The organism is Streptomyces hainanensis (genome assembly GCF_004348415.1).
Lineage (GTDB): Bacteria > Actinomycetota > Actinomycetes > Streptomycetales > Streptomycetaceae > Streptomyces > Streptomyces hainanensis.
Map to the genome: position 1 here is coordinate 1 of NZ_SMKI01000287.1, position 10,199 is coordinate 10,199.

General features: G+C 73.5%; 9 protein-coding genes and 1 pseudogene. 6 read left to right on the top strand and 4 right to left on the bottom strand.

What is annotated here, in order from left to right; translation table 11 throughout:
* Positions 1 to 910: HtaA domain-containing protein (locus E1283_RS23815; RefSeq protein WP_207930505.1), on the top strand; the 910-nt coding region annotated here is incomplete at its 5' end.
* Positions 911 to 1,000: 90 nt separating this feature from the next.
* On the opposite strand, the gene E1283_RS23820 is transcribed toward E1283_RS23815, so the two are convergent.
* Positions 1,001 to 1,897, bottom strand: a complete 897-nt coding sequence (locus E1283_RS23820) for a LysR family transcriptional regulator (RefSeq protein ID WP_132820179.1) — start codon at positions 1,895 to 1,897, stop codon at positions 1,001 to 1,003.
* Positions 1,898 to 2,071: 174 nt separating this feature from the next.
* On the opposite strand from E1283_RS23820, the pseudogene E1283_RS38935 reads away from it, so the two are divergent.
* The 4 genes and pseudogenes from E1283_RS38935 to era form a co-directional block, all read left to right on the top strand.
* A pseudogene (locus E1283_RS38935) lies at positions 2,072 to 2,827 on the top strand (threonine ammonia-lyase); the annotation flags it as partial.
* A 73-nt stretch (positions 2,828 to 2,900) separates the two neighbouring features.
* Positions 2,901 to 3,623 carry a hypothetical protein gene (locus E1283_RS38940; protein WP_243745057.1) on the top strand — a complete coding sequence of 241 codons (723 nt, stop codon included), beginning with the start codon at positions 2,901 to 2,903 and terminating at the stop codon, positions 3,621 to 3,623.
* A 69-nt stretch (positions 3,624 to 3,692) separates the two neighbouring features.
* Positions 3,693 to 4,040, top strand: a complete 348-nt coding sequence (locus E1283_RS23830; RefSeq protein ID WP_132820181.1) for a cytidine deaminase — start codon at positions 3,693 to 3,695, stop codon at positions 4,038 to 4,040.
* The gene (gene era / locus E1283_RS23835; RefSeq protein WP_132820182.1) at positions 4,037 to 5,005 is read left to right on the top strand and encodes a GTPase Era; all 969 of its coding nucleotides are present in this window, start codon (positions 4,037 to 4,039) and stop codon (positions 5,003 to 5,005) included. Before E1283_RS23830 ends, era begins: the two co-directional genes overlap by 4 nt.
* 43 nt (positions 5,006 to 5,048) lie before the next feature.
* On the opposite strand, the gene E1283_RS23840 is transcribed toward era, so the two are convergent.
* Entirely contained in the window at positions 5,049 to 6,482 is a 1,434-nt protein-coding gene (locus tag E1283_RS23840; protein ID WP_132820183.1) for an MFS transporter, read from the bottom strand.
* Positions 6,483 to 6,621: 139 nt separating this feature from the next.
* Between E1283_RS23840 and E1283_RS23845 the strand changes: the two genes are divergently transcribed.
* Positions 6,622 to 7,476 carry a helix-turn-helix transcriptional regulator gene (locus E1283_RS23845; protein WP_243745056.1) on the top strand — a complete coding sequence of 285 codons (855 nt, stop codon included), beginning with the start codon at positions 6,622 to 6,624 and terminating at the stop codon, positions 7,474 to 7,476.
* On the opposite strand, the gene E1283_RS23850 is transcribed toward E1283_RS23845, so the two are convergent.
* Together E1283_RS23850 and leuA are read right to left on the bottom strand one after the other, a co-directional pair.
* Positions 7,439 to 8,068: a TerB family tellurite resistance protein gene (locus E1283_RS23850; protein ID WP_132820185.1), complete on the bottom strand. Its 630-nt coding sequence runs from the start codon at positions 8,066 to 8,068 to the stop codon at positions 7,439 to 7,441. The two genes, E1283_RS23845 and E1283_RS23850, sit on opposite strands and share 38 nt — an antisense overlap.
* Positions 8,069 to 8,162: 94 nt before the next feature.
* Positions 8,163 to 9,923, bottom strand: coding sequence for a 2-isopropylmalate synthase (leuA, locus tag E1283_RS23855; protein WP_132820186.1), 1,761 nt, complete (start codon positions 9,921 to 9,923; stop codon positions 8,163 to 8,165).
* Between the last annotated feature and the right edge of the window lie 276 nt (positions 9,924 to 10,199).

The following is a 10,199-nucleotide window of genomic DNA, read 5'->3' on the forward strand; positions in this document are numbered from 1 at the left end:
GCTCTACGAGGAGGCCGTGCGCCCCCTGCTCGACGAACACCTCCCCGGTCTGCCGTACGCCGCCGCCCGGATCGGCCCCGGCTCCGAGGTGCTCGGCTTCGACACCGCCCGCTCGGCCGACCCCGAGGAGCCGGAGAACCCCGAAGATCCGGCCCCGGACCCCGACACCTCGGGGACCGTCCAGGAGGGACGCCTCGACTGGGGCGTCAAGGAGTCCTTCCGCACCTACGTGACCGGGCCGATCGCCAACGGCGACGTCGAACTCTCCGACGGCGCCAGCGAGATCGCCGACGGCTACCGCTTCCCGGTCGCCGGCGGCGAGTTCGACCCCGCGACGCCCGCCCTGGACGCCGACTTCACCGGCGGCGTCCGCTTCACCGGCCACGAGGGCGCGCTCGACCTGCGGTTCACCGAACTGACCGTCGAGATCGACGGCACCGAGGGCGAGTTGATCGCCGACGTGTCCTCGAAGGACCGCACCAGCGGCGAGGTCACCGAGTACGACGCCATCACCGTCGCCGAACTCGACGTGCCCGCCGACGCGTTGAACCCCGTCGACGACGTCCTCACCCTCGACGCGGTGCCCGCCACGCTCACCGCCGACGGCGCCGAGGCGTTCGGCGGCTTCTACTCGGCCGGCGAGGAACTCGACCCCGTCACCGTCAGCGTGGCCCTGGTGGAGGGTGCCGACCTCGGCGACGACGGCAACGACAACGGCAACGACGACGACAACGGCACCGGCGCGCCCAGCACCCAGACCGGCGCCCGAGGCGGCGCCGTCGGCGGCGCGCTCGCCAGCACCGGCACGAGCGGCGACCTGCCGGCCGCGCTCGGCACCGCCGCCGCCCTGACCGCGTTCGGCGCGCTGGCCTACGGGGCCACCCGCCGGCGCCTCACGCCGGAGAGCTGACGGTCCGGCTCTCCCCGGGGTCGTGCCCGCCGCCACGGTCGCCACCGAATCGGCGCCGCGGGCACGACCCCACCTCGCGTCGGGGCCCCCTCACCAACTGTGCGCCCCGACGGTCGCCTCCAACACGTCGAGAAACGCCCGCACCGGGCGCGCCGCCGGCGGCGCGCCGTAGATCGCCACCGAGATCCGCCGCCGGTCGCCCGGCAGCCGGTCGACCACCACACCCTCGTTCCGGTGTGCCTGGAGCGCGAGACCCGGCAGCACACTCACCCCGAGACCGGCCGCCACCAACGCCTGGACCGCCACGTGGTCGTCCGTCTCGAACGTGATCCGCGGCGTGAAACCGGCCCGCTCGCACACCGACACCAGATGCTCGCGGCACCGCTCGCAGCCGGCGATCCAGCTCTGCCCGGCGTGCGTGGCCAGCTCCCTGCGCGGCCCCGAGAAGCGCCCGCCGCGCGCCGTGACCAGGTACAGCGGCTCGTCGAGCAACGGCGTCACCGTCGTGTTCCGGCGGTCGCCGCGCACCGGGTCGTCGTGCTCGAAGATCAGCGCCGCGTCCACGTCGGCGTTCCGCAGCGCCGTCAGCGCCTCCGGCGGCTCCGCCTCGGTCAGCGCCAGCTCGATCCCCGGATGCGCGGCCGCCAACCGGGCGGCCGCCGCCGGCACCAGCGTGGCCAGCGCCGAGGGGAACGCGGCCAGCCGCACCCGCCCGGTTCGCAGGCCGGCGTGCGCGGCGAGCTCGGCCCGCGCCGACTCCACCTGCCCCAGGATCTCCTCGGCGCGCGCCACCAGCAGCCGGCCCGCGTCGGTGAGGATCACGCCACGCCCGGCCCGCCGTATCAGCACCACCCCGACCTCGGCCTCCAGCTTCGCCAGGTGATGGCTGACGGACGGCTGGGCGTAGTGCAGCGCCTCGGCCGCCGCCGTCACGGAGCCCTCGCGGGCGACGGCGACCAGCACACGGAGCCGGGTCAGGTCGAGCATGACCGAATCATAGGCAATATCGATACTTCCAGAGAAAACAAGCATTGGATCTATTGGTCGCGATCATGTCACCGTGCTGACATGGCCGTTCTCTCTCCGCCCACCGCGCCACCCACCATCACCGACGCGCTCCGCGCGCGACGGCTGCTGGCCGACTACCTGCCCCCCACCCCCATGTGGTCCTACCCCGCGCTCGACGCGGCGGCCGGAGCCGGCACCACCGTGCTGGTCAAGCACGAGAACACCCAGCCCACCGGCGCCTTCAAGGTGCGCGGCGGCCTCACGCTGCTCGCCGGCATGGACCGGGCCCAGCGCGCCCGCGGCATCGTCGGCTACTCCACCGGCAACCACGCCCAGTCGCTCGCCTACGCCGCCGCCAGGTTCGGCGCGCCCTGCGTGATCGTCATGCCGACCGACCCCAACCCGGCGAAGGCCAGCGCCGTGCGGGCGCTCGGCGCCGAGCTCATCGAGGCCGGCGCCGACCTCGGCGAGGCCGCCACGCACGCGGAGCGGGTGGCGGCCGAGCGCGGCATGCGGCTGGTCAGCGCGGCCAACGAACCGGAGCTGATCGCCGGCGTCGCCACCGCCTTCCTGGAGATCTTCGAGCAGGCCCCGGACACCGACACGCTGATCGTCCCGGTCGGCGGCGGCAGCGGCGCCGCGGCCGCCTGTCTGGTGGCCGCCTCGATCGCCCCCGACTGTCGGGTCTACGGCGTCCAGTCCGCCGCCTCGCCGGCCGCACACGACTCCTGGCGGGCCGGGCAACTGCTCACCCGCCCCAACCGCACCCGCGTCGAGGGCCTGGCCACCGGCGCCGGCTTCGACCTCACCCAGCGGATCATGCGGGCCCACCTCACGGACTTCCTGCTGGTCGACGACGACGCCATCGCCGCCGCGCAGTGGCGGCTGATGCGCGACGCCCACACCCTGGCCGAGGGCGCCGGCGCGACCGCCCTGGCGGCCCTCCTCACGGCGGTGGCCGCCGCGTCGTTCCGGTGGCGCCATGGGAGCCATGTACTCGCATCTGCGGATAGCCGTCGTCGCCGCCGTGGTCCTGGCGGCCACCGCCGTCGTGCCAGGACGGCCGGTGGCCGCCGGCGCGCTCTCCGAGAAGGAGCTGCGCGTCGCGCTGCTGGACGCCGTCGACTTTCCCGAGGGGTGGGCCAGCGACAGCGCCCGCTCGGCCCGCGAGCGCGGCTTCGGCGTGCCGGAGCCCACCGAACGCGACTGCCAGGAGCTGTTCGACAGCGCCGAGGACACCAAGGCCAGCGCCGGCTTCGCCAAGACCCGCAGCGGGCCCTTCGTCACCACGGTCGTCGCGTCCCACGAGGACGAGGAGTCCGCCCGTGGCGCCCTCGACGGGCTGCGCGAGGCCACGTCCGCGTGCGCCACCATCCACACCCGGGAGGGATCGCCGGGCGGCGACTCGTCCATCACCTACCAGGCCGCCGCGCTGGACGTCGACGAGGTCGGCGAGGACAGCACCGCGATCCGGTTCAACCGCCAGGCCGCGGAGGGCGAGGGCGGCGACGCCAAGGTCGTCGCCGATCTCGTCGTCGCCCGCGTCGGCCCCCACCTGGTGCGGGTGGCCCAGGCCGGCCGCGACGACAGCGGCACCGGGGACGTCGCCGACATCGCCGACCGGGCCGTACGCAAGCTGGAACAGGTCTGCGACGGCCGCTCGCCCGCGCCCCGCCAGGACCAGCCGGGCACCACGGACCTCTGACCGGAGTCCGACCGGACTCCGATCGGACTCCGGCCGGTTCCCCCGAACGGCCCCGTTAAGCTCGGGGGCATGACAGACGCCGTTGACCCCGAGGACACCAAGATCATCACCCTGGCGCGCAGCGCCCGGGCCCGCAACGGCGTGCCCGAGGGGGCGGCGGTCAGGGACGAGACGGGCCGCACCTACGTGGCCACCACCGTCGCCCTGGACTCGCTGCGGCTGAGCGCGCTGCGCGCCGCCGTGGTGATGGCGGCGTCGAGCGGCGCCGCCTCCCTGGAGGCCGCGGCCGTCGTCACGGCCGCCGACGCGCTGTCCACCGACGACCTCGCCGCCGTCCGCGACCTCGGCGGCGCCGGCACCCCCGTCCTGCTGGCTGGCCCGGACGGCGGGCTTCGTGCGACGATCCCCGCGTCATGAGCACCCCTGAGTTTCCCGATTCCCTCGCCGACGCCTTCGCCGACGTCCCGGACGACTACCGTTCCGGCTTCGCCTGCTTCGTCGGCCGCCCCAACGCCGGCAAGTCGACGCTGACCAACGCACTGGTCGGCACCAAGGTCGCCATCACCTCCAACCGTCCACAGACCACCCGGCACAGCGTCCGCGGCATCGTGCACCGCCCCGACGCCCAGCTGGTGCTGGTCGACACCCCCGGGCTGCACAAGCCGCGCACCCTGCTCGGCCAGCGGCTCAACGACGTCGTCCGCACCACCTGGGCCGAGGTCGACGTCATCGGCATCTGTCTGCCCGCGAACGAGAAGATCGGTCCCGGCGACCGTTTCATCGCCCGCGAGCTGGCCGGAATCCACCGCACCCCCAAGATCGCCGTGGTCACCAAGACCGACCTGGTGACCTCCGAGGCACTGGTCGAACAGCTGATCGCCGTCGACCAGTTGGGCAAGGAGGTCGGCATCGAGTGGGCGCAGATCGTGCCCGTCTCGGCCGTCGCGGACCGGCAGGTGTCGCTGCTGGCCGACCTGCTGGTGCCGCTGCTGCCCGAGGGCCCGCCGCTCTACCCGGAGGGCGACCTCACGGACGAGCCGGAGCAGGTCATGATCGCCGAGCTGATCAGGGAGGCCGCGCTGGAGGGCGTGCGGGACGAGCTGCCGCACTCCATCGCCGTCGTCGTCGAGGAGATGCTGCCCCGCGAGGACCGGCCGGCGGACCGCCCGCTGCTCGACATCCACGCCAACCTCTTCATCGAGCGGACCAGCCAGAAGGGCATCGTGATCGGCCCCAAGGGCCAGCGGCTGCGGGAGGTCGGCACCAAGGCCCGCAAGCAGATCGAGGCGCTGCTCGGCACGCCCGTCTTCCTCGACCTGCATGTGAAGGTCGCCAAGGACTGGCAGCGCGACCCGAAGCAACTGCGCCGCCTGGGCTTCTGACCTCCGGACGGCACCCGGCCCCGGTCGTTCAGCCCCGGGCCGTTCAGCCCGGGGCGTGGACTGTGGTGTGGGCTGTGGTGTGGGCCGCGCCGGCGCCCAGCGGGTGCCGGCCGAGCAGCGCGGCGATCAGCACGGCACCCAGCCCGAGGAGGGCGGCGGCCACGGTGAGGGCGAGCGAGTAGCCCGCGGTCGCGGTGGGGCCGTGGCCGGCGGCCAGCGCCACCAGCACCGCCAACCCCACGGCTCCGCCGAGCTGTTGCACGGAGGTGAGGAGGGCCGAGCCGAGCCCGGCGTCCTCCTCCGTGGTGCCCGCGACCGCGACCACCGTCAGCACCGGCAGGCTCAGACCGCAGCCCAGGCTGGTGACGAGCAGGCCGGGCAGCACCCCCGACACGTAGCCGTCGCCGGGCGCGATCCCGGCGAGCAGCAGCAGCCCGGCCCCGCTGACCAGGAACGACAGCACCAGGGCCGAGCGCGCCCCGAGCCGGGCCAGGGCCCGGGACGACAACCACATCCCGGTGAGGATCCCGGCGCCGTAGGGCAGATAGGCCAGCCCGGCCGTCAACGGCTCGTAGCCGAGCACCGTCTGCAACTGGATCATCAGCAGGAAGGCCATCGCGTAGCAGGCCGCGGAGAACAGCAGGGTGGCGCCGTTGGCCACCGCCCGGACCCTGACGACCAGGAACGACAGCGGCACCAGCGGATCCCGCTTCCGTGACTCGACCACGAGGAAGGCCGGGGCCAGCAGGACCGCCAGCAGCAGGGGCACCACGGCGGCCGGGGCGCTCCAGCCCGCCTCGCCGGCCTGGAGCAGCCCGTAGACGAGGAGGGACAGGGCGCCGGTGCCCAGCACCGCGCCCGGAACGTCGAGGCGCGCCGCGCGGCCCGACCGGCCCGCCCGGCTCTCGGCGACCAGGCGCGGCAGCAGCGCCAGGGCGAGCACGGCCACCGGCAGATTGACCAGGAAGATCCACCGCCAGGAGGCCAGCCCGGTCAGTACCCCGGAGAGCACCAGGCCCATCGTGGCGCCGAGCGCCGCGATGCCGCCCCAGACGCCGAGCGCCCTGGCACGTTCCTCCGGGCCCGGGTACAGCAGGGTGATCAGCGACAGGGACGCCGGGCTGGCCAGGGCCGCGCCGGCGCCCTGGAGGAACCGGCCGGCGACCAGCTGCCAGGGCTCCCCGGCCAGCCCGCACACCAGGCTGGCCGCGCCGAACAGGGCCACGCCGCACAGGAACACCCGACGGCGGCCGAACAGGTCGGCCGCGCGGCCGCCGAGCAGCAGCAGCCCGCCGAAGGCGAGGAAGTACGCGTTGGCGACCCAGGCCAGGTTCGCGGTGCCGAAGCCGAGTTCGTCCCTGATGCTCGGCAGCGCGACGCTCACCACGGTGTCGTCCAGCACGAGCATGAACTGCACGGCGCACAGCACCACCAGGGCCGGCGTGCGCCGACCCACGGCGATCGGCTTCGCCGACATGTCGACAGCGGACCGGGAGGGCCGGGAAGGCCGGGAAGGGGAGGGGATGGACATACGGCGACGCTAGGCCGCGGCCTCCGCTGTCCACCATCCGCTATGAGGCCAGGCCATATCGCATCGAGGACATAGCATGGTTCCCGTGACCGAGGAGCACCACTCCCACACCTCCGACACTTCCGACACCTCCCACACCGTCCCGAACGGCGTGGGCGCGATCGTCGTGAAGCGGTTCCCGCTGGCCTCCGGGGAGTGGATCGCCCCGCACCGCCACCCGGACCACCACCAACTGGCCTGGACCCGACGCGGGGTGCTCGGCGTCGCCGTCGACGACACCTACTGGGTGCTGCCGCCCACCCGGGCGCTGTGGCTGCCGGCGGGCGTCACCCACCGCACCGGCGCCACCCGCGACGCCGTGCTGAGCGGCCTCTACCTGGCCAGGGACCGGTGCGTCGTGGACTGGCCGGAACCCACCCCCGTCGGCGTCGACGGGCTGCTCGCCCAACTGATCACGCACCTCGGCCGCGACGACCTCGCCGACGACGCCCGGCTGCGGGCCGAGGCCGTCGTGCCCGACCTGCTGCACCCCCTGCCGGCGCTGCCCATCGACGTGCCGGAACCCACCGACGAGCGGGTCAGGGCCGTGGCCGACGCGCTGCTCGCCGACCCGGGCGACCGCCGGAGCCTCGACGCCCACGCCAGGGCCGTCGGGGTGAGCCGCCGCACCCTGACCAGGCTCTTCGTCCAGGACACCGGCATGAGCTTCGACCGCTGGCGCTGCCATGCCCGGCTGCGGGCCGCGCTGTCGCTCCTCGCCGACGGCGAGCCGGTGTCCCGGGTCGCCCACGCCGTCGGCTACGCGACGGCGAGCGCGTTCCTCGCCGCGTTCCGGCGGACCGTCGGCACCACGCCCCGGGGCTACCTCACCGGGGATTCGCCGACCGACGCGGCCACGGCGCTCAGGACTGCGCCGCCAGCAGCCGCTCGGTGTCCGTGACCGGCAGTTCGAGCGCCTCGCCGATCGTCGACAACAACTCGTGCTCGGCGGCGTTGTACGGGCCGTCGCTTAACGCGACGCGCGCCCCGTGCAGCAGCAGGTTCTCGCGGCCGGGCACCGACAGGTGGGGGGTGAGCGAGGCCAGCGCCTCCCACATCTCCTCGTCGAGCCGCGCCGGTTGGCGGCAGGCCATGGCCGCCTGGAGCGTCAACAGCCGCTCCTCCGTGCAGTCGGCGAAGCCGGCGGCCCGGACGGACGCCACCGCGCCGCGACGGGCGGCGGCCGACGAGCCGCCGTCCGCCGCCAGCAGCGCCAGCGCGATCGCGTGCACCGCGTCCCTGAGCAGCGCCGCGAGCCGGGTGGTCGTCGGCCGGGACAGCGTCTCCAACGGGAAGTGGCCACGGCAGGACGCGCACTCGACGACCGGATCCGCCGTGCCGCGCGGCAGCACCGGCACGCCGAGCAGCGTCAGCCGCCGCCGGCCCGCCAGCCGCCGGTAACAGCGGTCCCCGCCACACGCGGCGCAGAAGAAGTCGCCGTCGTCGATCACCCGCCATGCCGTGCGGACGCCTGCCACCCTGGAGCGCACCACGCCGTACCTCCGTCACCCACTGGCAACATTGCCGTTCGCGTGATGTTAGCCACACTTCAGGGCGGGCGTCAGTACTCCGTCAGGACAAAGAACGTCAGCGGGCGGCCCGGTTCACGGCGGAGACCACGGCCTTCAGCGAGGCACGGACGATGTTGGCGTCGATGCCCACGCCCCACAGCACCCGGTCACCGACCGCGCACTCGATGTACGCCGCGGCCTTCGCGCCGGCGCCCTCGCTCATCGTGTGCTCGACGTAGTCCAGCAGCCGCACGTCGTCGGCGACCACGCCCGCCGAGCCCAGCGCGTCGAAGAACGCGGCCAGCGGCCCGTTGCCGGAACCCGTCAGCACCGTGTCGACGCCGTCCACCACGGCCTCCACGGTCAGCGCGTCCGCACCCTCGGACGACGTCGACGCCTGCGCCTCGCGCAGCGCGATCCGGCCCCAGCCCGTGACGCCCGGCAGGTACTCGTCGGAGAAGATCTCCCAGATCTGCGCCGGGGTGACCTCGCCGCCCTCCGCGTCCGTCTTCTCCTGGATGATCCGCGAGAACTCCACCTGCATCCGACGCGGCAGGTCCAACTTGTGGTCGTTCTTCAGCACGTACGCCACGCCGCCCTTGCCGGACTGCGAGTTGACCCGGATCACCGCCTCGTACGAGCGGCCCACGTCCTTCGGGTCGATCGGCAGGTACGGCACGTCCCAGGTCAGCTCGTCCACGCCGACGCCGGCCGCCGCGGCCTCGTCGGCCATCGCCTCGAAGCCCTTCTTGATGGCGTCCTGGTGGGAGCCGGAGAAGGACGTGTAGACCAGATCGCCCACGTAGGGGTGGCGCGGCGCGATCTCCATCTGGTTGCAGTACTCCCAGGTACGACGGATCTCGTCGATGTCCGAGAAGTCGATCTGCGGGTCGATGCCCTGCGAGAACAGGTTCATGCCCAGCGTCACCAGGTCGACGTTGCCGGTGCGCTCGCCCTGCCCGAACAGACAGCCCTCCACCCGGTCGGCGCCGGCCATCAGCGCCAACTCGGCGGCCGCGACCGCCGTGCCGCGGTCGTTGTGCGGATGCGTGGACAGGCACACGAACTCGCGGCGCGACAGGTTCCGCGACATCCACTCGAAGCGGTCAGCGTGCGTCGACGGCGTCGAGCGCTCCACGGTGGCCGGCAGGTTCAGGATGATCTCGCGGCCGGCCTCCGGCTGCCAGACGTCCATCACCGCCTCGCAGACCTCCAGCGCGAAGTCCAGCTCGGTGTCGGTGAAGATCTCCGGACTGTACTGGTAACCGAAGACCGTCCGGTCGTCCAGCAGCTTCTCCGCGCACTTCAGCACCATGCGGGTGCCGTCCACCGCGATGCCCCGCACGTCGTCCCGGCTGCCGCGGAAGACGACCCGGCGGAAGGTGGGCGCGGTGGCGTTGTACAGGTGCACGGTGGCCCGCGGGGCGCCGACCAGCGCCTCCACGGTGCGCTCGATCAGCTCCTCACGCGCCTGGGTCAGCACGGAGATCGTGACGTCCTCGGGGATCGCGCCCTCTTCGATGATCGACCGCACGAAGTCGAAGTCGGTCTGACCGGAGGCCGGGAAGCCGACCTCGATCTCCTTGTAGCCCAGGCGTACCAGCAGGTCGAACATCGCCCGCTTACGGACCGGGGACATCGGGTCGATCAGAGCCTGGTTGCCGTCCCGCAGATCCGTGGACAGCCAGCGCGGCGCGGCGGTGACGCGACGGGTCGGCCAGACGCGGTCGGTGATCTCGACGGCCTCGAACGGCCGATACCGATGGATGGGCATGCCGGACGCCTGCTGCCGGACGGTGGCACTGGTCAGCGGGGTGGGCTTGCCGGTGGCGCTCATGATGGCGGTCTCCTGCGACGGCTCGTGGATCGGGGATCGTGATCGAAAAGGCCGACGGGCAGCACCAGACTCCGCGGGGAGGGGGTCGGCCTGGTGACGCCTGGTGGCGTGACTACAGACCCTCGCCGCGGCGGCTAAGGAGAAGGATCCCGAAACGCATCGCCTGGCCAGCGTAACGCGGGCCGCCGCGTCCGCCACGCCCGTATCACCATCCGAGACGGCCCGCCCCTCACCGACCCGCACTGTCGCGCGGGCCCCGCGGCCGGGGGTTTCCCC

Excerpts from the sequence above, each read along its gene's own strand:
- era (WP_132820182.1), top strand. The coding sequence starts at position 4,037 with ATGAGCACCCCTGAGTTTCCCGATTCCCTCGCCGACGCCTTCGCCGAC.
- E1283_RS38940 (WP_243745057.1), top strand. The coding sequence starts at position 2,901 with ATGGGAGCCATGTACTCGCATCTGCGGATAGCCGTCGTCGCCGCCGTG.
- E1283_RS23830 (WP_132820181.1), top strand. The coding sequence starts at position 3,693 with ATGACAGACGCCGTTGACCCCGAGGACACCAAGATCATCACCCTGGCG.
- leuA (WP_132820186.1), bottom strand. The coding sequence starts at position 9,923 with ATGAGCGCCACCGGCAAGCCCACCCCGCTGACCAGTGCCACCGTCCGG.
- E1283_RS23820 (WP_132820179.1), bottom strand. The coding sequence starts at position 1,897 with ATGCTCGACCTGACCCGGCTCCGTGTGCTGGTCGCCGTCGCCCGCGAG.
- E1283_RS23840 (WP_132820183.1), bottom strand. The coding sequence starts at position 6,482 with ATGTCGGCGAAGCCGATCGCCGTGGGTCGGCGCACGCCGGCCCTGGTG.